The sequence below is a fragment of the Treponema sp. genome (assembly GCF_017430385.1).
Taxonomy (GTDB): Bacteria; Spirochaetota; Spirochaetia; order Treponematales; family Treponemataceae; genus Treponema_D.
The window spans coordinates 1-24,232 of the sequence record NZ_JAFRNB010000005.1 but is presented as its reverse complement, the minus strand read 5'-3'; the positions used below and the strand labels follow the sequence as shown (position 1 = coordinate 24,232).

Genomic DNA, 24,232 nt, shown 5'->3' with positions numbered 1-24,232 from the left:
AAATTATTCCTTGTTCGGGCGTTTTCCGCCCCGTTCGCCAGATTTCTCTCCTTCAGGCTTTTCGCTTTCCGTTTTCACCTTTCCACTTTCCGCTTTCTGAACTCCGTTTGTGATGTCGCGCACCTTCGAGCCGCTGTTAAGGGAAGTCTGGCCTTGAATTACGACTTTTTCGCCTTCGTTCACACCCTCAAGAATCTGAACCACGCCGTCAACCGTCTCACCAGTCTTTACTTTTCGTCGCTCAACAGTCTCATCTTCCTTCACGATGTAGGCATAAAGTTCATCGTTCAGCGAAACGAGCGCATCGGCAGGCATCGTGACTTCGCCGGAATAATCTTTCGTGTACAATTTGACTTTGCCGAACATTCCCGCATTAACCCGCGAATCTTTCTCATCGAAATGCAAAATCACTTCCTTTGTTCGGCTCGCAGTATCAACAACCGGGCTTACCCGCGTAACAGTCGCATTGAAAACCACATCTGGATAAGCCTCAACGCTGACTTCGGCCTTAAGCCCCTGCCTCAAAACTGCGACATAACGCTCAGGAATATCCGCGCTGACCTGCAAATTTGAAATATCCCCCACAATCGCAATTACTGTGTTCGTTGAAACTGTAGTTCCGTTTTTAAGTGGCGTCGAAATAATGCTTCCATTAATAGGAGCGTAAACCGGGCTTTTTTTGTAATACTGGCCTGGAGCATTCGGGTCAACATAAGCAATGATGTCACCGCGCCGCACGCTGGAACCAAGCATGACATTTGTTTCCATGATTTTGCCCGACACATCCGGGAAAACATTCACCGAATTTTGGCTTTCAATCTCGCCATTCGCAATCACATAGCCGTGGAGAGTTTCTTTTTGTGCTATCTGAGTCCTAACGGAAAATACAGTGTTTCCGCCCCGGCCACGACCTTTTCCCATCGGTGCGCCGCCTGCCTTTTTTCGAGTTCCAACATAAGCCAAAGTTCCAGCCACAGCCAACGCTGCACAAATCATTACAATGTGAGACCGTCTCATTTATTCACCCCCAAAGTTCCGAATGGAATTCCAATTGTGTTTTCAAGATTCAAAATCGCCTTAATCAGCGTAAGCGTTTCGCTTTTCAATGAAACTTGTGCATTCAAAAGCGATGTATTTGCGTTCTGCAAAGTGAGCAAATCTTTTGCACCGCGATTGTAAGCCTCAGCCGTCATGTCGTAAGTTTTTTGAGCAAGCTTAACATTCGCCTGTTTGTATTTTATTGATTCTTGACTTTGCTTGATTGACCTGAGGCTCGACATAACAGTTCGGGTAAGATTTTTCTTTTCATTTTCAAGCTGAAGCTCCAAATCTTTCAAAGTGTCCTTAGCCGTATCAATCGCATCGTTTCGGGCAGACCACGGAAGCACGCCGTCCAGAGGAATCGTAGCAGAAAGTGATATTGAAGCCGATTTTTGCGCGTCCGGGGCCGTTCCGTCATATCCGACATACCAGCTCCTGTCGCTCCAATCAAGAGAAGCCTTCAAGCTCGGAGAAAAAGCTGAAAATCTCTTGTCCATCACGGAATTTTTTGCACTGGCAATCTTATATTCGAGTTGTTTAATAGAAGAAGACTGCACATTTTTTTCGTCAACAGTGATTTCGTTCAGATTTATCAAATCATCAAGAGAGCCGTCAAGCTCAACTTCCTCATCAAGGGAAAGCCCCAAAGTCTGCTTGAAACTAGCCAAATCGTTCAAGAAAGTCGTCCGCGCACTCTCAACGGTCGGAATCTTGCTCTTGTAATTGACTTCCGCAGAAAGCACATCGATTTCGCTCAGCCGCCCCTGATTGTATTTCGCAAGGTTGTTGTTGTACTGAGTCTTCGCAATCTCAAGATTTTTTTCTTGCAGGACAATATTTTCCTTTTCGTACAAAAGTCCGTAAAAAGCCTCGCGCACGCTGAGTTCCACGGATTTCACGGCATCATCAAAAGTCAATTTTCCAGATTCATAAGCAATTTTAGCCGCATTCATTGAAGTAAAAAGATTTCCGCTCAAAGAAACAGAAACACTAGCCGAAACACCGTAGCTGGCCGTATATTTTGATTCAGTATCACTCAATGAATCCACAGGAATTGAGGAAGAAGCCGAAACGCTGGCAGAAGGACTCACGCTGTTCCATGAATGAGCCTTTGCCCTGGCCACCGCATCAAGAGTGATTTTCCCGCGCGCAACCGAAACATTATTCTTTTTTGCCATTTCAACCGCCTCATCAACAGAAAGTGCGTTCAAAGAACAGGCGATAAAAGCAAAAACCACCGATATTATTACCTTTCGTTTCATACCTTAATAATATCGGTGATTAATTTTAGTTTCAAAAACAAAGTGTTATATAGAAAGATAAAACAAAATTTTATCTTAGAGGAAATACCCTACTTCTGCAGCAACTTGAATGTTCCCTTGATTTCATAGGCCGTTCCAATCCATTCAGCCTTCATGTTCTCAGGATTTTCAGCGTTGTATGCGACACCAAAATCATCGTTCTCGGTTGGATAAGAGCCTTTTATGAAGAATTTCTCAATCAACTCGATGTAATATTTTGCCGTATTGTCCTCCGGGCGAAGTTCACTGAGTTTTTTGAGCATTTCAAGGGCTTTTGCATAATCCCCGCTTTCAAAAACCTTCATCGCATCTTCCCAAGAGGCAACATAATCCAAAAGATTTTCATCCGCAGTTTCACGCAAATCAAGAAGCTCATAAAGCCGGATTGGTGTCACGACATTGACAACCTGAACACGGTCGAGGCTTCGCACGATAAAGCTTTCATCAAGCCCCTTTCTGGTCGCCTCGCTCATCAAGATTCCGCCCGTCCTGTACTGCTTGTTTACGCCCTCAAGACGGCTGGCCAAGTTTACATTGTTGCCCATGATTGTGTAATTCTTTTTGTTGGTTGAGCCCATGTAACCCGCGACAATTTCCCCGGAATTCAAACCGATTCGCGTGAAGATTGTCTTTTTGTTTTTGACCATAATGCAGAACGCATCGTACAAATCCTGCTCCATATCTTCTGGCTTTGGCTTCGTAACGACATCCTCGATGTAAGCGTTCATTTCGCGCTCTGTTTTCTTCATTTTGATTGCAGAACGACATGCAAGAGCCGCATGTTCAGTCGTCTTTAACGGTGCGCCAACGAATGCGACAATTGCATCACCTTCGTATTTATCAACGGTTCCACGATTATCCATAATGATGTCAGACATTTGTGAAAGATAGAAATTCAAGAGGGCAACCAGCTGAGCCGCACTCAACAATTCTGAAAAGCCTGAGAATTTCTGAATATCCGTGAAGATTGCCGTCATCTCGATTGTCTGGCCGCCAAGTTTGAATGAGGACGGATTTTTTATGATTTCATCTACGACGGCCGGTGCAAGACACTGACTGAAAGCCGATTTGATGAATTTTTTGTCACTTTCACTTGTCGCAAACCTGTAAATCGTCATCGCAAGATAAGATGTGAAAGCAATCAAGAATGGCGTGAACGCAGGAATATAAACATTGAAAAGTCTGATAAGCAGGAACGGCACGAAAACCGAAAGCAAAACAAGAAGAACGCCGGTTGTGTTCTGAATCAAATCCCTCTTTTCGGCAGGCAAAACAATCAGCACGATGGCAAAAATTGCCGCAATCACAACTCCCCAGCCCCAGTCAACCGGATAAATGAAATCCTGATTCATAATCGTGTTGTAAACATTCGCATGAGTTCCGACATTCATGTAAGCCCGCTCAAACGGAGTCGTACCTAAATCAGTTGTAGAACTTGCCGTATGTCCAAGAATACAGAATGAATTCTCATAAACCGCCTTTTTATCAGCAAAAATCGAGTTATATAGAGAATTTTCGCTTTCAAGAGTGTCAAAAAGCTCCGCAAGCTCCGTCTGAATCACCTGATATTCATCAGCCGGAATGTATTCGCTCAAAGCAAGAAGCCGGTCTGCGATTTCATCCATTGAATTGCCCTTGCAGAATGCAGTCACAGAATCAAAGAAATCTTTTCGTGCTTGGAAATACTGCTCGTACTCGGAATCGTCAATTCCACCACCGATTGCATTTCCTTCTATATCATAGCCCTCGCATTTAGAAAGAAGATATTCCTTAAAATCAGTAATGTCCTTGTAATCCGCAACGAGTTGTTTGACAGCGGCGGCAGATTGAAGCGGATCAAGTTTAAGCCCCGGAATTTGCGCAGAATCAAGAGATGTTAAAAATCCGCTCAAAGATTTAAGCTCAAGGACTATGTTTTTTTCAAGCTCATCAAGCTGTGCAAGGAAGAACATGCTCTCATGCCTAAAAGAATCTACGAACAGCGAGTGGAGCCAGTTAATCAGCATTTTTCCTTTTGAGTCCAAAGGAATTTTTATAGTTTTTCCGTTAAGCCCGCTGCATTTTTCAAGCCGCAAAGACCTTTTTTCACGGATGATTTTTTCTGGATTCAAGGTTCGGACAATCGGCGCAAAAGAAAGCTGCCCCGAATAAACATCATCTTTTTTGTTAAGAAGCTCAATTCTGCGGCGAGTTCCGTCCATATCGATGATGACATTCGTAAATCCGGCTCCGTTTGCGTGACTTATAAACTGGTGCATTGCCGGCGAGAAACCAATTATATATTTTTTGAGGAAGTCGGGATTGTCCCAGTCTGGTTTGTCCTCTGTAAAATTATCAATGAAGGAAGTTTTTATGCTGTCGAGCCTGGACTGTCTGAAATCTTTAAGAATCAAATCATTTTTATCTTCGGCATTATAAAGGAAGCGTTTTTTGACATACTCGATTTCCTCATCAGAATACTTCATGTCGATGTCCAGCGTGTTGATGGTGAGCCAGGTGTTCCCGAAGAACTGGATTGCGCGGGAAAAATAATCATCGTTATCCTTGATGAAGCTTTCAAAATTCGGGCGGCTTCCGTCAAAATTTGCAGCCGCATCGATGATTGCATCTTCATTGACGGCAAGATTTGATGGCGAAAGATACTCAATATCGAATACGGCCGAGCCAGCACCGAATTCTTTCATTCGAAGCAGCGCATTGGCAAAAATATTACGAGGCCAAGGCCAAGTTTTCATTTCCTGAAAAGAATCATTGCTTGTTGAAATGTTGTCCGCCTCAACAAGAAGAATTTCCTTTCGAGTGTCAGGATTTTTGACAAAGCCCAGCATCAAATCGTAGACGCGGTAGTCAAAATTCTGCAATGCACCAATGGCACAAAACAGAGTCCAAAATAAAACGGCACTCAAAACAATGATAAGGGCGACAATTCTTCGTGGAAGAGATTTTTTTTGATTTTTTCCTTTTTTTTGCTTATTTCCCATGACAAACATTATAACACAGTTTATAATATAACTGTAAATTTTCTTAAGAAATTTTGCAAAAAAGCAGAATTTTTTATTTTAAAAAGGAGTTGAAAATGAAAAAACTCATTTTATGTTTTTTGGCGAGTCTTTTTGTCAGCATGTCAGCTTTCGCCCAAAGTTCGGACAAAATGACAGCCATCATCAAATCAGAAAAAATCACCTGTGAACAAGCTTCTTATCTTCCTGCTCTTTACGCAAATTTAATCACAGAAAATGATTCACAAGACAGTGCTGCATTTGAAGCCCTCAAATCAAACGGCTATTTTTCTTCTGATTCACAAGCTGATTCAGAAATCACTCTTGCTCAAATCTCTTCTATTTACATGAAGGCATTACAGCTCAAAGGAGGTTTGTTTTACACATTAACAAAATCTCAAAGATATGCTTTCAAGGAACTGAAGGCTCAGGGAATCCTTCCGACCGAATCCGATCCTTCAATGAAAGTTTCTGGCAGGGAAGCAATCGATATTTTCAACAGCTGCCTTGAGCTTGCAGGAGGGAACGAATAATGAAAATGAAATTCAAAAATTTAATCGCCTGCACTTCACTTCTTTTTGCGGCACAACTTGCGTTCTCTGTTGAAACAGGCGGACTTGTCACAAATGACACAACTTTCGCAAATGTCGAAAAAGACGGCGCATTAAAGCTCAATCAGAAAAACGGCGCAAACATCTGGCTCCGTCTTCCGATCACTGCTGACGGCTCAAGCTACTTCACAGCAGAAGGAGCTTTTAAAAGCGAATACATCGCAAGCGAAGAAGATTCTGACAAAAAGCTCAAACTCACGCTTGATGCTACACTTTTCAAACTCTCACTCAAAAAAGAGCTTTCCTCTGGCGACCTTCAGCTTTCAGCAGGACGATTCTTCAATGCTGACACAACGGGCCTTATCTATTCACAGAACGGTGACGGACTAAAAATCGATGCGAACATCTCCAGAGTCAGTTTCTCGCTTTACGGAGCATACACAGGCCTTCTCAATGCAAAAAACGTCACGATTCTAGCTAACAATTCAGACCTAACCACAGATCTCAACGACAAAGAAAAAACTCTCTATGTCATGGCAAAAAAATATGCTGTAGGAGCGGCAACATTCTCTCTCCCGAATATTTTCGCCAGTCAGACAATTTCTCTCGAAGGTCTCGGAGCATTCTCGCTTGAATCAACAAAATACAGCAGAATGTACGGCACAGTTGCTCTCACAGGTCCAATCGTTTCTCCTGTGTTCTACAGCGTCACTTCAACAATCGGCATGTTCAAATATGATGACAGCGACACCGAAAAAGGCAACCTCACCACGGCCTCACTCTCGGCTTATCCAGATTTCAAGTCAATGTCAATTTCGCTGAACGGAGTTTACGCTTCCGGCAAGCAGGGCAGCTTCAAGTCTTTCCAGGGCTTCACAAGCAGCACTGCAGCCGATTCTTTAGCTTCTCCGGAATATAAAAGCATTGCAAAGGGAGGAATTTCTGCCACAATCAAGCCAGTTTCAACTCTTCTTCTTAATGCAAGCGGTGATATTGTGTTCAACACTGCAGGTGGAGACAAAGAGGACAAAATCGAACAGGCAGGTTTCCAGTATTCCGCAGGATTTAATTTCCAGGTCCTCAGCGATGTTTCTCTCGGAGCAAGTTTCACTCAGTTCATCAGCAAAAATGAATATAATAATGAAGCAGATAAGTTCAAGGGAATTGGCGGCAACAAGACGCAGCTTAAGATTACAGCGGCAATCGCTTTCTAACATAACAGACAGGGGGTAAAATATGAAGAAATTTATTCTTTCAGTTGTTTTTACGGCTTTAGCTTTTTCATCATTCGCAATGCAGGCGACTGTTGTTTCTGCAAAGGGCAAGGCCGAAGTTCAGAGCGGAGACACTTGGGTTGCACTCAAAGAAGGCGATACTCTCAATCAGGGTGCCGTAATTCAGACAGGCTTCAAATCAGAAGTTATCCTTAAAATCAAGGAATCAACCGTTACTGTCGCTCCTCTTTCAAGAATTACTTTGCAGACTCTGGCAGAACGAGAAGGTCTTGCAGGAGCAAAAGGCAAGGATGAAACGGCAATCTTCCTTGACACAGGCTCGCTCAAATCAAATGTCCAGAAATCAGCAGACCGACGCGTAGGATTCACAGTCCGCTCACCAGTCGCAACAGCTTCTGTCCGAGGTACAGAATTCGGATTCGCAACAAAATACAAGTCTGTAAAAGTTTCCACATCAAGTGGCAAAGTCGCATTCTGGAAGAACACAGAAAAAAGCGATGAAGCTCTTGACAATGCATCTGCAGGCCCGGCTCCAGAAGGCGGCGTAGGTAATGAACCAGGAGATATTTCAGATTACGCGCCTCGAAACGCAATAGTAGTTGGCAGAGGCGAAAAAGCTTCTGCATCAAGAGGCGCCGGCATGGTACCGCCTTCTCAGTCTGCTCGGGCAGGCGCAAGAAACATCGGTTTTGGAACACGCTCAGCTGCCGATGCAGAGCGCCCGCCAATGCCATTCGGTGCCGCACCAGTTGCACCACCAGACGGAGCAAAAGATCCGTCATCATCAGGCACTCTTGTCGTAACTGTAAGTGTTGCTGACAAATAAGCAAAACCCCGGCTGTCACTTTTTCGGTGACGGCCGTTTTTTTTATTCTTTTTTCATATTTTGCTTTTGCAAATTCTTAAAATCTGCTAAAATAGACCTATGATTAAAAACTGTCGCATCAATCGAATTATAAAAAATTCATTTTTGACTTTAGCCTCAATTTCCGCACTTTCGCTCTTTTCGTGCAAAAAAGAAAAGAAGCCAGTTGCAACGACAACGCTCACGCCAAATCCAATAGCCGAACCTGTACAGAACATTCCAGAAAAACTCAAAAAAGTTTCTGCCGAAACAAAGGCATATCTGGAAGGTAAAAATATCGCAATCATATTGGGCTACGGCTACAACGATGAGACAAACATCACAAAAATCACGCAGTCTCTCAATGAGAATTTTGGTGTCGAAACCGAAGAAAATCCAGGCCTGATTTCAATTTTTGTCTATCCTGCTGATTTTATGGTCGCAGGCAAGGAACGAATCAGCTCACTCGCAAACAAAGTCGAGGACAAAAATCTTGCGGGCATGATAATTCTCGGTGCACCAGAAGGATTGCACATCGCCCTTTCAAAGATTCAAGACAAAGCTGAAGACGGCAAAATTCCATATCCTGTTTTCACTCTTTTTTCACAGGACGATGTTCTTGGCATGGAATCAACTTCAGATTTCGTTCTCGATTATGCTCACAAAACAAACACAATCGAAGGCGAGGTCACTGATTTTATCCCGGATTTTGACGCATCGCTAATCCTGACAAACGCAATTTCTGCCATGATTGAGCTTCGTGAACCACTCAAAGCAGATTCAACACTCCAGCCTTTCGTACAGAAATTGCTCGAAAAGAATCGCACAGTAACTCACTACATTGATGGAGAAACTGGCCTGCAGTCAATAAATCATTTCATTTTCGAGTAAGCACATTTAATGATTGAATTCGTACAACAGCCAAATCTCGCGATTGGTTCTGAAGCCGCATTAGAACAGCTCTCAAAAAAAGAATCCGTAAAAGTTCTCGTACTTTCAGATTCACATGGCAATCCTCATATCATGCAGTCAATCATCTCGTCTTTTGGAGTTCTTTGCGATGTAATGTGTTTCTGCGGTGACGGCATTTTTGACTTGGTTGAAAATCTTGAGATAGGCTTCGCAGATCCAGATTTCTGCAAAAAAATTCCGCCAGTAATTTATTTCGTCAAAGGCAACGGAGACAATTCAACTTCAACAATCTTCACCGACAAAAGGATTCCTATCACAGTTCCAGAATTTCAAGAGTTCACGCTTGCCGGCAAAAAAGTTTTTCTCACGCACGGTCATCGCTACGGAGTTTATTACGGCACCGAAAATTTGCGCAACGAAGCGATAGAACGGGGCTGCAATGTCGTCTGGTACGGACACACCCATGTTCCAAATTCAATGAGAACCCATTTCACAAAAGACGGCAAAAGGGAATTTTTAGGAATTTTAAATCCAGGAAGCTGTGCTCAGGCTCGTGGCGGTATGCCAAATACATTTGCAATCGTTGATATTAATACCGAAGAAGAAAAAACTGTCTGCCAGTATTTCAGAATCACCTGGGACAGATACGGTGAGCCAATTTTCGCAAAAATGCCAACTCCACGCGGAGAAATCAGACTCTTTTAATTAGCTATAAGCTAATAATTTTCTGAAATAGCAAAGCCTGTGTGTTCATGACCTGGATATACGAGAGTTTCTTCATCACATTCTTCCAAAATTTTTGCAAGGCTCTGATGGATTTTGCGCTCGTTTCCGCCAATTAAATCCGTGCGCCCCCAAGAACGGTAAAAAAGAGTATCTCCCGAAATCAAGACATGCTCATTCTCATTATAAAGGCAGCATGAGCCTTCGGTGTGGCCAGGCGTATGCAAAACCTGCCAGTTTTCAAGAGCCAATTTTACATCATCCGACAAATCCAGAGAGTCAAAAACCTGAGCAAGAGATTTTCCATCCTCAAGAAAAGCCACAGCTTCCGGCAAATTTGAAACAAATGGAAGGAAAGCTTCAAAGCCCATTTGTGCGAGAGCCGCCCCCTGCTCAACCTGAGAAGAAGGGCCAATCATGCCAGAGTCATTTTTGTGAATCGCAATCGGAATATTTGGGAAGGATTTTTTGAGGGCAGGAAGCCCCGAAACATGGTCAAAATGGCCGTGGGTCAAAATGATTGCCACGGCATCTAATTTATTTGATTCAAGATAGGAAAGCAGAGAACCTTCATCACGCGAAAAAGCACAGTTTGCAGGGTCAACAATAAAGACTTTGTTCTCACAAATCGGAACTATGTAAGTGTTGACCCGGAGCGGGCCTGTATGCAGAAGATGAAGGTCCATGAAGCCTCCGTTACATTATGTCGCTTGTTGAAGAAGAGCGTGGAGCGCGTGCAGCCATAATCTCTTCGTCAGTCATCTCAGCCTGAGCCTTTGCAAAAGCAGCCTGCTGAGCCATTGTATCGCTGTTTGTTGAAGTGTAGCTGTCAACGATTGGTGCAGACTCATTTGATACATTTGGAACTGGCTCATTGTTCTCGTAGTTGTCTACAGACTCTTCCTCGATATCCTCACCTTCTGGACGCTGTTTTGAATAGCTTACGCTCAAAGCGCGGCCACGGTAAATATGTCCGTTCAAAGCAGAGATTGCTTTTTCTGCATCTTCTTTGAAAAGCTGGACGAATGAATAATTTGCAAGAACACGGATGTCGCCGATTCGCTCTTTTTCGATACCGGCAACGCCAATGAAAAGACCAACAAGGTCGCGTGGATAAACACGGCGGTTGCGGCCGATGCTTACGAATACAACTTCTGAATTTTCTGCTGGAATCTGAACGCGTGTAAATCGCTCGCGTGTAGCTGGTGCTTCGCCAGCAGCTTCTTCTGTCTGATTTTCATTTCGCTCAAAGCGGTTGAAGCGTTCTTCACGGTTAGCATGGAAATCTTCGCGGTCTTTGAAATTGTTGAAACGGAAGATTGCGCCGCCAGCATTTCGCAAAAGATAAGCGGCTACATAAGAACGCATTGTGAGAGGAACATTCTTTTTGAACACTTTTTTAAGTGCTTCAAGCTCATCAGGATTTGCCTTTACTTTTGAAACAACATCTTTAAGATAGTTGGCTGCCTGATCGAGATCAATCTCTCTGTTCTGTCTGAAATTTCTTCTGAAATTGCGTCTGAATGCCATAATAAAAAATCTCCTTTTAAAATTTGGCTTACTTGTCTGTCAATTCTAGCATGTATGCGGAGCCTTTTTTTTCAAATCCACAACGGGCTAACAACGGCTCCAAATAATCTGGTATCACAGAATCAACAATAATTAAACTCTGAATTCCGCATCTCATTAAATAGGAAATGCCGCGTGAAAAAAGCTCTCTGGTAATTCCTAAGCCACGGTAATTCTGATTAACAAAAACTGCGGTGAGAGCCACCACCTTTTCTGCAAAGGACTCGCATTTAGAAAATAAAATACAGCCGGCGAATTCATCTGACAATGTGCGGCAAATAATCCCGTCGATGTCAGAAGGGTTTTCATAATTAAACTTGCGAAGCCAAAAATGAGCAATCGCTTTTGCCTTGTTGCCGCCAAACTCTGATTTAAATTCTTCTGCGATAATCTTCGCCTCATTTACGATACAATCATTGTCCTTCTGATGATTGTAGGGGTGGAATTCAAAATCTTCCTGAGTCAGTTCGTTATATTCTTCAAAATCCTGATTCAGTTTTTCCAAGCCCCAAGATTCACGGAGCGAATTGTACCATTCAACAACGACGGCACGCATTTCTGAATATTTAAAAGCATGAAAGCGTTTTTCGATGTGCGGGTACTGCTTTAACACATTTTTAAAATTCCTGAATACCCCCCTTCCATTTGCGAGCACCTGCTGCAGCTCCTCGTAAACCTTTGGAACGCGCACGCTCTCGGCAAATTTTCGCATAATTTCAAATCCGTCGTCCGAAGTCCAGGCCGGCAACGAATAAAGGTTCTCATTTTCTTCAGTCTCGCACTCTTCAGATTCTTCCAAAGTCCCCAAAGACACGACACAAAGATTTTTAGCATCAAACACGAACTCATCATTTTGGTCTTCCATCGAGAAAATAACATCATCAATGATAGATTTCGTAAGTTCAAATGCCATATTTTTGCGCGACTCAACCGCCTCCGGGCTTTGCGCGCTTCGCTAACGCTCATAGCCTTGCGGCTACTTCGGCGCTCCAATCCCGCGCGGGCAATTTTTTGCTATTTAAGCTCTTCTCTCTTCGAGATTACCTTGCTTACAAGGCCGTATTCCAAAGCCTCGTCTGCAGTGAGCCAATGGTCACGATCGCAGTCCTTTTCGACCTGCTCTTCGCTCTTTCCTGTCTCGGCGGCAATCAATTTAATCAGCTTCTTTTTAGACTTGGCAATTTCCTCAGCCTGAATTTCCAAATCAGTTGCAACTCCGCGCGCAACGCCGCCAATCAACGGCTGATGAATGAGATAATGGCTGTTCGGAAGTGCAAAACGACGCTCTTTTGGCACTGAAAGCAAAATGATTGAGCCCATGCTGGCAATAAGGCCAGTTCCGATTGTGTAAACAGGGGCATTGATAAAACGAATCATGTCGTAAATGCCGAAACCTGAGTCGATTGAGCCTCCAGGTGAGTCAATATAAATGTAAATTGGCTTGTCGCTGTCAGCTTCGAGCAAAAGAAGCTGCTTGATAACTTTGGCAGTGTTTTCTTCGTTAATCTCGCCACTCAAAATAATCTGGCGGGTCTTCAAAAACTTCTCGGAAAGTGAATCCTCTTTCTGCTCAGATTTTTTTTCTTCTTCGTTGTCGTTAAAAATTCTCATATCTTAAATATAATAAAAAAATATTAAAAAGTAAATCATAGAAAAAAATCTTCTATATATTTACATCCCCGTTTGGCCGTTGCTTTTACCCTTTGCCTCTGTCCAAAAGTCCATCATATCACGATGATGCGCCCTGTCCAGCGGAATATTATTTTTTTTCATTTCATCTTCGACATAATGGAAGCGAAACTCAAATTTTTTCATCGCTTTTTGAAGCGCAATGTTCGGGTCAACGCCAAGCCAGCGGCCGTAATTCAAAAGACAGTGCAAGGCATCGCCGAATTCCTCTTCGAGATGAAGCTGAGCCTTTTTCTGCTCTTCGCTGAACTTGGTGGCATCGATAGGCTTTGTACCGTCATACCGGCTCAGTTCCTCAACATCAATAAGAGCGTCGCTGAGTTCGGCAAGTTCTTCACAAAGCTTCATTTTTGTCTCGTAGATTGAATTCCAATCAAAGCCAACCTTAGAAGCCTTTTTCAGTTCCTTGAATGCCTTTAAAATCGGCGGGAAATTTTCTGGAATTGAATCGAGCACAGAGTCCGACTTGCGCCCCTCGACATTTTCTTTAATCCGCTCCCACTGATTGAGAACTTTTTCCGGGCTGCCGGCAACACTTTCTGTTACCTGAGACTGCCCCTCGCTCTGCGCAAAAACATGCGGATGGCGGCGGATAAGTTTTTCGGTGATTGCCTTAATTGTCTCGTCAACAGTGAACAGGCCCTTTTCTTCAAAAAGATAGGCAATCAGAACAACATTGAGCAGGACATCGCCGAGCTCTTCTTTAACATGGTCTGAATCATCCTGAGTGATTGCATCGATTGCCTCGCAAGTTTCCTCAAAGAAAGTTGAGCGCAGAGAGAGCGGAGTTTGCTCCCTATCCCACGGACACCCCTTGCGGACGGCCTTCACAATTTCAAAAAAATGAGCAAATGAGTTTTCTTTCATAAAAGTCTTCTTGAATTAGGTCATCTCTAAAAACTCGCTTTCAGCGTTTTTTTAGAGATTCCCTTTATTATAACATGTTTTTAGACTTTCTCAACAATCTTTTTTTTGCTCCAGCCCTGTAAAATTCGGTTGGGGTCAGTTGATAAAAGGAGCTTGCAGAACATTTCGTTTGTCGGAACAAATTCCTGCGCAAGAATAATCCGCTCATCAGAAGTGAAATTTGAAAGAACATAGTCCGCGATGTTTGCGTTTGCCGGCTTTGAAATGCCGAATCGGAGCCGCCAGAAATCAGCGGTGCCGAGGACAGCTTTTGCCGAGCGCAGCCCGTTGTGCCCGCCAAGCCCGCCGCTCCATTTGAGGCTTACTGTGCCGATTGGAAGCTCCAGCTCATCATGCACAATCAAGATTTCGTCATTGTTGATTTTGAAGAACCGTGCAAGCTCGCCAATTGATTCACCGCTGAGGTTCATGTAAGTGAGCGGTTTGAGAAAGTAGATTTTTTCTGGAGCTTCTTCCGGAACGCGCGGTGCACCGCCGTCTTTTGTTGTATAAACGCCGGTTTCGCCCATCCATTCAGCTAAGATCCGCGTTTCAACTACGGCATAATCGCCTTTGAATTTGTTCTGGAAATAAAATTTATTGTAAAAAGGAAGCTGGCTTGCAAACTGCCATGCAACATTGTGGCGAGAGTTTTTATATTCTTCGCCATAGTTTCCCAAAAATGCGACAAGTTTAATCATGCGGACATTATAAGACTGAAAGCTGAGTTTTACAATAAGGATAAAAAAACGGCTCCCAGTTCTCTGTATTTAGCTTTCTATATATTCTGCAAAAGATGACTTATAAGTGATGCATCCAGCACTTCAAATGCAAAGCATTTTTTTCCTAAATCTTTGAGTGAAGCTCCTACATGATATAAAATCTTTTGGTCGATTATCAAAAATCTGGCCTTGAAAAAAAAATGTCCGCCTTGTGTTCAATCGCTTAACACTTGGCGGACTTTACTGTTTATGCTTTTAAAGCAGCCTCTTATTTCTCTTTTCTACCAATAACTGTTGCTTTCTGGCGTTCAAGGCTTGCGGCCGGGTTGCGGTAAGTCGTGAACAAGAAGATTGCCAGGAATACTACGGCAGCAATTACACCTACTGTGTATGAGATTGTAAGGCCAGTTGCGCCTTTTGTACCAAGGTTGATACATTCTGGAGCGTACATCAAATATGTGATTGATACAGCAGACATGAATGTAGCCGGACAAGCTGCAAGCCAGCATCGGTTTTTGTTCTCGTAGTTTGATGCGAGATATACTGCACCTGCCCAAAGAACAATCATTGCCAGTGTCTGGTTAGACCATGAGAAGTATCGCCATACGACATTGTAGTTGATGAAAGAAATTGCGTAGCCGATAAGAAGCAACGGAATTGCTGTGCTGAGTCGGACTTTGATTTTCTTTTCGTCGAGCTTGAACCAGTCGAAAATTGTCATTCGTGCGCTTCGGAATGCTGTATCACCAGAAGTGATTGGACAAACGATTACACCGAGCAATGCGATTGGACCGCCGACTTTACCGAGCAATGCAACACACATTTCGTAAACTGAACTTGAGTTTCCGCCGCCGATTGCTTTGAGAGCTGAAAGTCCAGAACCGCTTCCGTCTTTGTTCCAGAAGAATGCTACAGCAGCACTAGCCCAAATCAAAGCGATGATACCTTCTGCAACCATTGCGCCGTAGAAGATTTTTCGTCCTTCTTTTTCGCTCTTGATACATCGAGAAACGATTGGTGACTGAGTTGCATGGAAGCCAGAGATTGCACCACAGGCTACAGTAATGAACATGAGAGGCCAGATTGGCTTAACTCCTGTTCCGTCAACATTTCCTGGGTAAAGATTTTTGAGGGTAAGCTCCATCATTGGGCGTTCGCCAGAGTGAATCATTGTTCCGATGATGATGCCGACTGCCATAAGAATCAAAAGAATACCGAAGAAAGGATAGACTTTACCGATGATTTTATCGATTGGCAGAAGGGTTGCAAGGAAGTAATAACAGAGGATGATAACTGTCCAAAGTTTTACGCTTATGCCTGGGGTAAGTTTTGCAAGAAGGCCAGCAGGACCGACCATGAATACAACGCCGACCAGAACAAGAAGAACTACCGAGAACACACGCATTACATTGTGCATTACCGGGCCAAGATATTTTCCTGTAACTTCGGAGATTGAAGCACCGTCATTGCGCTCAGAGAGCATACCAGCCGTAAAATCATGGACTGCACCGGCAAGCAGCGTACCCGCTACAATCCAAATGTAAACACTAGGGCCCCACATCGCACCAGAAATTGCGCCGAAAATTGGGCCGAGACCTGCAATATTCAAAAGCTGGATAAGGAATGCTTTTGCAGCAGGAATCGGAACATAATCGACACCATCAGGATTTGCGATAGCTGGTGTTGGATTGTCCGTTGGCTTGAAGACCTTCTCAACAAGCGCGCCATAAACGAAATAGCCACCGATAAGGATAGCCAATGCAACAAAGAATGTTACCATTAAAACCTCCTAAGCTGGATGGGAAAAAACGTTTTCTTCTCAAGCGCTTTTTTTTGTTTTAATTGTAAATCTGCTTTTTAAAGTTGTCAAAATTTTTTGTAAAAAGGGGAGAAGTCTCTCCCCTGCGTCGCACTCAGGAAGCTTTGCTTCCAACGTTGCGCCGCACCCCACTCTCCTAAGGGCACGGTTCAGGCATAGCCTTCACCGAGACTCGCCTAGAAACTTGCCTCGCAAGTTTCTTCGCCTAAGGCGACCGGCTCCCTACCTTAAAACCCAAACTGTATCAAAATGACACAGAAAAGACTCCGAGCCAAGCCGGTGTGTTATTTTGACTCAATGATTCCGACACGAGTTTGGAAAGCCAAAAATCAGCCGATGCGTTAGGGATAGTAGGGGCGGCGAGACTGCCGTCAGGCAGGCGAAGCCGTTCCGAAGGAATGGAGCCGAAAGGCGGAACCCCGAATAGCCCGACCGCCGCGTTACGAAACGAAGTGAAGTAGCGGCGGAAACGCCAAAAAACTTTCAATTTTCCACTTTCCACTTTCCGTTTTTAAATTCTTGGCACGAAACTTGCTATATATTATGCGTAAAAAAAGACTTTTTCAGGAGATTTGCTATGAAATTTGACGACGAAATGATGGACCTTTACCTCAAAGATATTAACCGAATCCCGCTTTTGACTGCGGAAGAAGAGAAAAAACTGGCTGTTGAGGCTCGAAATGGCTCAAAATCTGCAAAAAATAAGCTTGTGAACGCAAATCTCCGCTTCGTTGTGGCTATCGCAAAGACTTATCAGGGCCGTGGCTTTGAGCTGATGGACTTGATTAGTGAGGGCAACCTTGGCCTTATGACTGCCGTAGACCACTTTGATGTGTCAAAAGGATACAAATTTATTTCTTATGCTGTCTGGTGGATCCGTCAGAGCATCCAGAAGGCAATTTATGACCGAAGTCGTGCAATCCGCTTGCCGATGAACAAGGTCAATGAACTTTACCAGATTGAAAAAGCCCGCACAATGGTTGAGACTGACATGGCAGAGGACGAGCAGATTACAGAAATCGCAAAAATCCTCGGTATGGAAGCAAGCTATGTCCGCAACCTGCTCAACTTTAACCGCGACATGCTTAGCCTTGACGCTCCGATTGATTCAACAAAGAGCGATGCCGTTATGGGCGACATTTACAAAGACGAAATCAACCCGACTCCAGAGCAGGCAGCAATGGAAGATGCCCTCAAAAACGATGTCGAGGGCGCGCTCAAAACTCTCAAACCAAAGGCAGAGCGTGTTCTTCGTATGCGATACGGTTTGGGCGGTTACAAGGCAATGTCTCTCAAAGAGATTGGCGATGCATGTGGCCTCACGAAAGAGAGAATCCGTCAGATTGAAAAGGGCGCGGTTCAGATGCTTCAGAGCCCGTCACGCCGAAGACGATTGGAAGCTTATGTAGCTTAATTCGACATCCATGTCGCGACAAGAATTTTCTTTCAGAAAATTCTTGCGGTCAATTTGCTTTATGCCGCGTCCATGCGGCAGTTTTGTTTTAGCTTAAAGCCCCAAACATCGCAGTGAGCAAAGCTCAGGCGAGTTTGTGTCGCAACCCCGACTCCGCCCGTTTTTTTGAATTTCATGGCTGTTAATCGGCTTCTTCTTGGCTTATTATAGAAAACGCCTCGATTCGGGCTTCTTTCATGATTTTTTCATCTCTTGCCAGGTTGGCTATTTTGAATTCGAGGTCGCCGCTTTGGGCTGTGCCGGTGATTTCGCCGGGGCCTCTTAATCTCAGGTCTTCTTCGGCGATTTTAAAGCCGTCGGTGGTCTCGTGAAGGGCTTTCATTCGGGCGATTCCGTTTTCGGTGATGTTCGAGCGGTAAATTAAGAAGCAGAATGACTGTGCGCTTCCACGGCCGACTCGTCCGCGGAGCTGGTGAAGAGCAGCCAAGCCGAATCGGTCTGCCTGCTCGATTACCATGCAGGTGGCATTCGGCACATCAACTCCAACCTCTACGACTGTTGTTGCCACGAGCACCTGGATTTTGTTATCGCGGAAATCCTGTAAAATCTGATTTTGAGTCTCTTCGTCGATTTTTGAATGAATCAGCGCGCATTTGTAATTTGGATAAACCTGCGTTTGCAGGAAATTGAAGCTTTCTTCCGCTGATTTGAGATTCTGCTTTCCGAAAGAATCCGTGCCAAAATCACCCGAATCCATGTTTCCTTCGATTGCGGGATAGACAAAATATGCCTGATGACCGGCCGCAAGTTCTTTTCGCACGGCTTCATAAGCGTTGCGTTCGTTCCCGGCTTTTGAAAGATAGGTCGTGACTGGCTTTCTTCCCTGCGGCATTGTGTGAATCGTTCGCACATCAAGGTCGCCAAAGACTGTGAGGGCAAGCGTCTGCGGAATCGGGGTTGCGCTCATCATCAGAAGATTCGGCTCGCGGAAAGGCGGCTGTGCGAATTTGTCCGTGGCGACGACGGAAGTGCGCCCCTTGTCGAGAATTGCTGAGCGTTGCATTACGCCGAATCGGTGCTGCTCGTCGATGATTGCAAGCGCAAGGTCGTGGTACTGCACATTTTTTGAAAAAAGCGCGTGAGTGCCAATCACAAGGTTGATTTCGCCTTTTTTGAGCGCGGAAAGAAGATTGTCGCGCCCCTTCGTTTTGATGTTCCCCGTAAGATACGCGACCGAAACGCCCACGGCTTCAAGCATTTTCGCGGCATTTTCGGCGTGCTGCCGCGCAAGCAATTCCGTGGGTGCCATAAGCGCGACCTGTCCGCCGTAATCAATCACGCGCAGGGCGGCAAAAAAGGAGACGAGCGTTTTTCCAGAGCCGACATCGCCTTGAAGGAGAGTACGCATTGAAAAGTGAGAAAAGGGGTAAGTCTCCCCCTCGCTCCAACCGCCGCTGGCGTTTTTCGCTACCCCCTCTCCTAAGGGGCTTTGCCCCTTAAAATCCCCGCCTTCGAAGCATAGCTTCTCGGAGACTCGCTCAAAACCTGTCTCACAGGTTTTGCCCCTGACGGGTCGCTCCCTACCAAATCCGTAATTCCTATCAATGTCCTCGTTCATCAACGTGATTACGCTCATTTGGTCGGGTGTGGGCTTGAACGGAAGCCGCGCGAGGAGATTTTTCTGCCGCGTGGAAAGTTTTGATTCAAATTCTTCTATTGAAACTTGCCTTTGCTCGCTTTCGGCAGAGCCAATCTCGATTTTGGGCAATTTTCCTCGGTGAGCGATTGCCCGCTCCGCCAGCGTTTTCTGAAAAAGAAAAAGTTCCTCAAAGACGAGCGTATTTCTCGCGCCAATCGCTTCGCTCATCGTTTTCGGAAAATGAATCGCGCGAATCGCCTCTTTTTTGGAAAGAAGATTCCGCTTTTCGATGATTTCTGAGGGCAAATCATTTTCAAGACCGAGCGAAAATTGCTTGAAAGCCGCCTGAATCGTCTTGCTCACGATTTTGTTCGTCAGCCCTTCGGTGAGCGGATAAATAGGCAGGACTCGGCTGTTCGGAACGGCGATTCCCGCAAAATCGGCAAGCCGCCCGCCGTCAGAAATCTTCTCCAATTCAAAAGAAGTTGACTGATATTTCCCGAATTTGACTTCGCATTTTGCCGAGAGCGCGACAATCTGCCCCACAGGATGCGTTTTTTCCAAGAATGCCCGCCCGAATGCGGCAAGTTCCACCGTGCCCGTTCCGTCGGTTGCAATCAGTTTGAGCGTTTTCATTCTGCCGTAACCGAACCAGTCATGGGCGACAATCTGCGCAATCGTGTGGATTTTCCCCGTGTTATTTTGGAGCGACTGGGCAATCGTGATTTTTTGCGTGCGGTCTTCGTAATCGCGCGGATAAAACTGAAGCAAATCCGAAATCGTAAAAACATTGAGCCGCGCAAAAAGAGCCTGCTTAGCCGCGCCAATGCCCGCAAGAGAAGAAATCGAATTGTTCAGTTCGGAAAGATGCATTACGACCTCAAAATTATCTTAAGTCCGTATTGTACGCTTTCCTGCACCGAAAATCAACCAATTTTTCTCTGCCATAGGAATCAACGATACATCACTCTGCGCTTGTATTCCAAGCAGCAAGAAGCGTTTTCAACTCTGTGTTATCAGGTTTTTCCTCCTCAGGGAATGCAGAAGAATCAGTCGGAACATCAAGGTTTTGCAAATCTGATTCAGAGATTTTACTAGTCACACCAATTTCTGAAAACAAATCCTCTGAAAGGGCGAAAATATGTATTTCCTTTCCTTCAGAATCCGCAGTTTCTCGTAGATCATGATAAAGGCGATACTTCGTATTGTCAGCTTTGTAAAGATAAAAATCTTCATCATAATTGCTACATTTCTTAACAGTGTAGCCTTCGGGAATATTCAAGTTTGGAAGATAATACCTCCATAATTCAGAAGTGTCCCTCAATGACTTTGACCGTATACGAGAACCATCTGCTTTGGTGTTGTGTACGGCACGATATGTATCTTCACTTCTTTCTGAATAAACTGCGCAATAGTCCGCACTGTTTACTACAAACGCTTTTTTGCGAGAATTTCCGCTCTCGGTCTTATAATGATAGCCACTGATTTTTGAAGCCGTTATTTCAAATTTTTCCCAATACGGATTAAGAACGCTTTCATCATTATCAATACCGTACTCAATTTTTGTCTTTTTCCCAGAAACAACTTTAAATTCCACATATGAGTACACATCGGCGTTGCCAACATATTCATAATAGAAACTCACATCAAGCGTACCAACATCATTCGGTGTACATTTTATAACGCCAACTGCATCGAACACCTTTGCGCCGTTATAAGAAACGCCCATCGTCAGATACAAATATGCCGTTTCACTACCGTTCGTATACCTTGCTTCAAAAGAATCTACCGTAAAATCACATTCAACGGTATTGACTGTGCGAGTGGCTGTTACGGGGTCTGAAGAAAAATCATACGGTTCATCAAAAGCAAGATTTCCAACTTTATTATAAATTTCATTCTTCACGATATCCAAAATCGCATAAACAGGCGTTTCCTCACCAGAAAGCACTGATTTTTTGCAGTCCCCGTCAACCATATCTTTTAGCTCAGAAAGTGCAATCGTATCACCTTCTGCAATCGTTTCAGTTTCGACAGTTACCGCAGCACGCGCACTTCGAGAAGTGCTTAAAACAGATACAGAATTCCCCGTGTCCATGTAGTAGATAACGGTCTTTGGTGAAGCAAACAAGTTCGCGCCGGAATCATCCGAAGATGAGTCAGAATCATCAGAGCAGGAAAGAAAAGCAAGCAGGGGGATGACACACAAAACAGAAAATAAACGATGTTTTTTCATTGGGATACCTCCATAATATAGTATGAATATCGTACCCCCCCCCCGTATAAATCTGTCAAGTTTTTTTCTTTTGTTTTAGTAAAATAAATGCGAGTTTTTAAAATGGAATGAGCGAAATCAATCCGCCGAGAACGCGAATCACATACGAAATCAAAACCGATGAAAGAAGCAGCGCGATAAGCGAAGTGACGAGAGCCTTCACGAACGAAATTGACTGCCCTCGGAAGAACGCGCCCGCAATTCGGAAAATTATCGGAGAAATTGCCCTGTCCATTGCTGTCCAGATTGAATAAGAACCTTGTCCATCACCAATAATCAAATAAACAATCAGGCGAACTAGAATAATTACAGCGAAAAAGCCCAAAACCGAAGTAAAGATGTTTCCGACAAGCATGACGAGCATCGAAAGAATCGTTGAGATTCTAAAAGCCTTACCCATTGCAAGGCTGTTGAAAAATGCCTGCAAAGCCATGAGCACACAAAGTCCAATCGCCGGAGTAAAATCAAAGGAAGAAAATCGCAGGAATCTGAATCTACGGAAAATATCGAGATATGGGTCGCACATCTGACGCAGAACCTGTCCAAAGCGAGAATATTCTGCACCAGGGAACCAAGAGAGCATAACCCGCACAAAGCAGAGAAGTGTATAAATTGAAACGACCGAAGCCAAAATAGAAAAAATATTCATATTTTAAATATAATATTTTCTTGCCAAAAAGACAAATTTTTGCCGCATGGATGCGGTAAAAAAGCCAGAGAAAATTCAAACGGCAAATGAAACGCCCTTTGCCGTGTTTGCCACAGGTGAACAGAATTTTCTCGTACATCTAAGAAATTACAGGAGGTAATTTCTTAGATGGTCCAGACATCTTTTACAAGAGGGATTCCTTTCAAATCTTCAAGGAATTCCCTTGTGGCCGGAGCTTGCAGCTGATTCGATGCCTTTACGATGTAATTATCCGTAAGCGTATCGATGTGGAAGTAAACTGCGCAAGTTCCGTTCACGCCGAAAAGATATTCTTTGAGACCGAAAATCTGTCTTTCATCAGAGAAATTTCCATCAAGCTGAATATGGATTTCTTCGATTGCCTTTTCCTGCAAAACAGCCGGGTCTTCGATTGAATCAACAAGCATACTCGGAGTTTCACGGCTGGAATCGATTTTTCCCTTGAAAGCGTAAATTTTATCGTTTTCGATTTTATCTTTTATCTGCTCCCATGTTTTTGGAAAGAAAGTTAGGTCGAACGAGCCGTTGTAGTCCTGCAATTTGGCAAACGCCATCGGAACGCCTTTTTTTGTCACAATTGTGCGGAGTTCCATCAACATTCCCACGGCTGACTGGACTCGACCTGCATTTTTCATCTGCCACGGATTTCGACCGCTTGCAGCCATTGCGTCTTTTTCAGCCTTGTCGTCCTTCGCGGCACGAGCGATTGTGAGAGAATTGACCGTCGCCTTTTCGTAGGCTTTTTTATAATCATCAAGAGGATGTCCCGAAACATAACAGCCAATCAGTTCTTTTTCCATGTTGAGCTTTTCGAGCCGTGAACAATCCTCGACCTTCTCAAAAACAAAGTCGGCATATTCCTTTTCGTCAGTGTCACCGAAGAGTGAAAGTTGTCCGTCATCAGCACCAAAAGCAATTTTTTCGGCATAAGCGTAGGCACGGTCAAGATTTGCAATCAATGTCGGGCGGTTCTGATCAAGATTGTCGAAACCACCGCATTTTATGAGAACTTCGATTGCTTTTTTGTTGATTGCAGTCGCGCGGCCTGCTTTTCCTTCTTCATCGCTCTTTTCTTCGCCAGGAATTTCCTTTACTTTGATAACACGAATCAAGAAATCCATGAAATCTTTATATTTTCCGTTCTGCTCGCGTTCATAAACGATTGCCCGCGCAGCCCGATCTCCCATTCCCTTGATTCCCTTGAAACCAAAGACGATGTGGCCGTCAACAACATCGAAAATTGCGTCCGAGCGGTTAACATCTGGCGGATCTACAGGAACTCCGATTCGGCGAGCCTCGGCGATATAAGCCGGAAGACCGTCCGTGGAAGTAATTTCGTTTGTAAGGTTGGCCGCCATGAACTCGGCAGGCTTGTTTGCTTTTAGCCAGCCCGTGCGATATGCGAGGACTGAATATGCCGCCGCGTGAGACTTGTTGAAGCCGTAACCCGCAAACGGAATCATGATTTCAAAGATGTCCTCGGCGTGTTTTGCTTCAAATCCCTGAGCCACAGCACCTTCGACGAATTCCTTCTTTTTGCCCATCATGACTTCTGGCTTCTTTTTACCCATAGCACGACGGAGCATATCAGCTCCACCAAGAGAGAATCCCGCAATTTTCTGCGAAACCTGCATAATCTGTTCCTGATAGACCATTACGCCGTAAGTTTCTTTCAAAATCGGCTCAAGGCACGGGTCAGGATAGTGAATCGTCTCAGGCTTCCATTTTCCGTCGATATAATCCGGGATACAGTCCATAGGTCCCGGTCGGTAAAGAGCGTTCAACGCAACCAAATCCTCAAGTTTTTCCGGCTGGAACTGGCGCAAAATCTTTTGCATACCAGGAGATTCAAACTGGAATACCGCAGCCGAATCACCGCGCTTAAAGAGCTCGAAGGTCTTTGGG

General features: G+C 44.4%; 20 protein-coding genes. 6 read left to right on the top strand and 14 right to left on the bottom strand.

The features are described 5' to 3' along the window. Positions 1-3: 3 nt before the first annotated feature. The 3 genes from IJJ71_RS00310 to IJJ71_RS00300 form a co-directional block, all read right to left on the bottom strand. Positions 4-1,017, bottom strand: a complete 1,014-nt coding sequence (locus IJJ71_RS00310) for an efflux RND transporter periplasmic adaptor subunit (RefSeq protein ID WP_296844637.1) — start codon at positions 1,015-1,017, stop codon at positions 4-6. Next, on the bottom strand, positions 1,014-2,303 hold the full coding sequence (locus IJJ71_RS00305) for a TolC family protein (protein WP_296844636.1): 1,290 nt from the start codon (positions 2,301-2,303) through the stop codon (positions 1,014-1,016). The genes IJJ71_RS00310 and IJJ71_RS00305 overlap by 4 nt, the downstream gene beginning before the upstream one ends. Positions 2,304-2,392: 89 nt before the next feature. Further along, entirely contained in the window at positions 2,393-5,323 is a 2,931-nt protein-coding gene (locus IJJ71_RS00300) for a CHASE2 domain-containing protein (RefSeq protein WP_296844635.1), read from the bottom strand. A 95-nt stretch (positions 5,324-5,418) separates the two neighbouring features. Here IJJ71_RS00300 and IJJ71_RS00295 point away from each other — a divergent pair, with 95 nt between their 5' ends. The 5 genes from IJJ71_RS00295 (at position 5,419) to IJJ71_RS00275 (ending at position 9,588) form a co-directional block, all read left to right on the top strand. Then, positions 5,419-5,874 (top strand): hypothetical protein, encoded by a 456-nt coding sequence (locus tag IJJ71_RS00295; protein WP_296687268.1) that lies wholly within the window; start codon positions 5,419-5,421, stop codon positions 5,872-5,874. Next, a complete protein-coding gene (locus IJJ71_RS00290; protein ID WP_296844634.1) occupies positions 5,874-7,106 on the top strand; it encodes a hypothetical protein in 1,233 nt (410 codons plus the stop codon). The genes IJJ71_RS00295 and IJJ71_RS00290 overlap by 1 nt, the downstream gene beginning before the upstream one ends. A 22-nt stretch (positions 7,107-7,128) precedes the next feature. Then, positions 7,129-7,953: a FecR family protein gene (locus IJJ71_RS00285; RefSeq protein WP_296844633.1), complete on the top strand. Its 825-nt coding sequence runs from the start codon at positions 7,129-7,131 to the stop codon at positions 7,951-7,953. Positions 7,954-8,052: 99 nt separating this feature from the next. Continuing rightward, entirely contained in the window at positions 8,053-8,862 is an 810-nt protein-coding gene (locus IJJ71_RS00280) for a hypothetical protein (protein ID WP_296844632.1), read from the top strand. A 9-nt stretch (positions 8,863-8,871) separates the two neighbouring features. Continuing rightward, on the top strand, positions 8,872-9,588 hold the full coding sequence (locus IJJ71_RS00275) for a YfcE family phosphodiesterase (RefSeq protein WP_296844631.1): 717 nt from the start codon (positions 8,872-8,874) through the stop codon (positions 9,586-9,588). Between the two features lie 11 nt (positions 9,589-9,599). On the opposite strand, the gene IJJ71_RS00270 is transcribed toward IJJ71_RS00275, so the two are convergent. The 7 genes from IJJ71_RS00270 to IJJ71_RS00240 form a co-directional block, all read right to left on the bottom strand. Beyond that, positions 9,600-10,292, bottom strand: coding sequence for an MBL fold metallo-hydrolase (locus IJJ71_RS00270; protein ID WP_296844630.1), 693 nt, complete (start codon positions 10,290-10,292; stop codon positions 9,600-9,602). A 10-nt stretch (positions 10,293-10,302) separates the two neighbouring features. After that, positions 10,303-11,136: a DbpA RNA binding domain-containing protein gene (locus tag IJJ71_RS00265; protein WP_296844629.1), complete on the bottom strand. Its 834-nt coding sequence runs from the start codon at positions 11,134-11,136 to the stop codon at positions 10,303-10,305. A gap of 28 nt (positions 11,137-11,164) precedes the next feature. Next, positions 11,165-12,088: a GNAT family N-acetyltransferase gene (locus tag IJJ71_RS00260; protein WP_296844628.1), complete on the bottom strand. Its 924-nt coding sequence runs from the start codon at positions 12,086-12,088 to the stop codon at positions 11,165-11,167. Positions 12,089-12,189: 101 nt separating this feature from the next. Continuing rightward, entirely contained in the window at positions 12,190-12,786 is a 597-nt protein-coding gene (locus tag IJJ71_RS00255; RefSeq protein WP_296844627.1) for an ATP-dependent Clp protease proteolytic subunit, read from the bottom strand. A 60-nt stretch (positions 12,787-12,846) separates the two neighbouring features. Beyond that, the gene (mazG, locus tag IJJ71_RS00250) at positions 12,847-13,731 is read right to left on the bottom strand and encodes a nucleoside triphosphate pyrophosphohydrolase (RefSeq protein WP_296844626.1); all 885 of its coding nucleotides are present in this window, start codon (positions 13,729-13,731) and stop codon (positions 12,847-12,849) included. Between the two features lie 80 nt (positions 13,732-13,811). Then, on the bottom strand, positions 13,812-14,471 hold the full coding sequence (pth, locus tag IJJ71_RS00245; RefSeq protein ID WP_296844625.1) for an aminoacyl-tRNA hydrolase: 660 nt from the start codon (positions 14,469-14,471) through the stop codon (positions 13,812-13,814). A 289-nt stretch (positions 14,472-14,760) separates the two neighbouring features. Next, positions 14,761-16,272 (bottom strand): carbon starvation CstA family protein, encoded by a 1,512-nt coding sequence (locus tag IJJ71_RS00240; RefSeq protein ID WP_296844624.1) that lies wholly within the window; start codon positions 16,270-16,272, stop codon positions 14,761-14,763. Between the two features lie 616 nt (positions 16,273-16,888). Here IJJ71_RS00240 and IJJ71_RS00235 point away from each other — a divergent pair. Beyond that, positions 16,889-17,725 (top strand): sigma-70 family RNA polymerase sigma factor, encoded by an 837-nt coding sequence (locus IJJ71_RS00235; RefSeq protein WP_296844623.1) that lies wholly within the window; start codon positions 16,889-16,891, stop codon positions 17,723-17,725. 181 nt (positions 17,726-17,906) lie between these two features. Here IJJ71_RS00235 and IJJ71_RS00230 read toward each other — a convergent pair whose 3' ends face one another. The 4 genes from IJJ71_RS00230 to dnaE form a co-directional block, all read right to left on the bottom strand. Further along, the gene (locus IJJ71_RS00230) at positions 17,907-20,237 is read right to left on the bottom strand and encodes an ATP-dependent DNA helicase RecG (RefSeq protein ID WP_296844622.1); all 2,331 of its coding nucleotides are present in this window, start codon (positions 20,235-20,237) and stop codon (positions 17,907-17,909) included. Positions 20,238-20,328: 91 nt separating this feature from the next. Continuing rightward, entirely contained in the window at positions 20,329-21,600 is a 1,272-nt protein-coding gene (locus IJJ71_RS00225) for a hypothetical protein (protein WP_296844621.1), read from the bottom strand. Between the two features lie 97 nt (positions 21,601-21,697). Beyond that, positions 21,698-22,288, bottom strand: coding sequence for a YggT family protein (locus tag IJJ71_RS00220; RefSeq protein ID WP_296844620.1), 591 nt, complete (start codon positions 22,286-22,288; stop codon positions 21,698-21,700). Positions 22,289-22,452: 164 nt separating this feature from the next. Then, positions 22,453-24,232: DNA polymerase III subunit alpha (dnaE, locus tag IJJ71_RS00215; protein WP_296844618.1), on the bottom strand; the 1,780-nt coding region annotated here is incomplete at its 5' end.

Bases quoted from the DNA above. Each gene is read 5' to 3' on its own strand.
- IJJ71_RS00280 (WP_296844632.1), top strand. From the start codon at position 8,053: ATGATTAAAAACTGTCGCATCAATCGAATTATAAAAAATTCATTTTTG.
- IJJ71_RS00220 (WP_296844620.1), bottom strand. From the start codon at position 22,288: ATGAATATTTTTTCTATTTTGGCTTCGGTCGTTTCAATTTATACACTT.
- IJJ71_RS00225 (WP_296844621.1), bottom strand. From the start codon at position 21,600: ATGAAAAAACATCGTTTATTTTCTGTTTTGTGTGTCATCCCCCTGCTT.
- IJJ71_RS00255 (WP_296844627.1), bottom strand. From the start codon at position 12,786: ATGAGAATTTTTAACGACAACGAAGAAGAAAAAAAATCTGAGCAGAAA.
- IJJ71_RS00260 (WP_296844628.1), bottom strand. From the start codon at position 12,088: ATGGCATTTGAACTTACGAAATCTATCATTGATGATGTTATTTTCTCG.
- IJJ71_RS00265 (WP_296844629.1), bottom strand. From the start codon at position 11,136: ATGGCATTCAGACGCAATTTCAGAAGAAATTTCAGACAGAACAGAGAG.
- IJJ71_RS00230 (WP_296844622.1), bottom strand. From the start codon at position 20,237: ATGCATCTTTCCGAACTGAACAATTCGATTTCTTCTCTTGCGGGCATT.
- IJJ71_RS00275 (WP_296844631.1), top strand. From the start codon at position 8,872: ATGATTGAATTCGTACAACAGCCAAATCTCGCGATTGGTTCTGAAGCC.
- IJJ71_RS00300 (WP_296844635.1), bottom strand. From the start codon at position 5,323: ATGGGAAATAAGCAAAAAAAAGGAAAAAATCAAAAAAAATCTCTTCCA.
- IJJ71_RS00270 (WP_296844630.1), bottom strand. From the start codon at position 10,292: ATGGACCTTCATCTTCTGCATACAGGCCCGCTCCGGGTCAACACTTAC.
- mazG (WP_296844626.1), bottom strand. From the start codon at position 13,731: ATGAAAGAAAACTCATTTGCTCATTTTTTTGAAATTGTGAAGGCCGTC.
- IJJ71_RS00235 (WP_296844623.1), top strand. From the start codon at position 16,889: ATGAAATTTGACGACGAAATGATGGACCTTTACCTCAAAGATATTAAC.
- IJJ71_RS00290 (WP_296844634.1), top strand. From the start codon at position 5,874: ATGAAAATGAAATTCAAAAATTTAATCGCCTGCACTTCACTTCTTTTT.
- pth (WP_296844625.1), bottom strand. From the start codon at position 14,471: ATGATTAAACTTGTCGCATTTTTGGGAAACTATGGCGAAGAATATAAA.
- IJJ71_RS00295 (WP_296687268.1), top strand. From the start codon at position 5,419: ATGAAAAAACTCATTTTATGTTTTTTGGCGAGTCTTTTTGTCAGCATG.
- IJJ71_RS00305 (WP_296844636.1), bottom strand. From the start codon at position 2,303: ATGAAACGAAAGGTAATAATATCGGTGGTTTTTGCTTTTATCGCCTGT.
- IJJ71_RS00285 (WP_296844633.1), top strand. From the start codon at position 7,129: ATGAAGAAATTTATTCTTTCAGTTGTTTTTACGGCTTTAGCTTTTTCA.
- IJJ71_RS00310 (WP_296844637.1), bottom strand. From the start codon at position 1,017: ATGAGACGGTCTCACATTGTAATGATTTGTGCAGCGTTGGCTGTGGCT.
- IJJ71_RS00240 (WP_296844624.1), bottom strand. From the start codon at position 16,272: ATGGTAACATTCTTTGTTGCATTGGCTATCCTTATCGGTGGCTATTTC.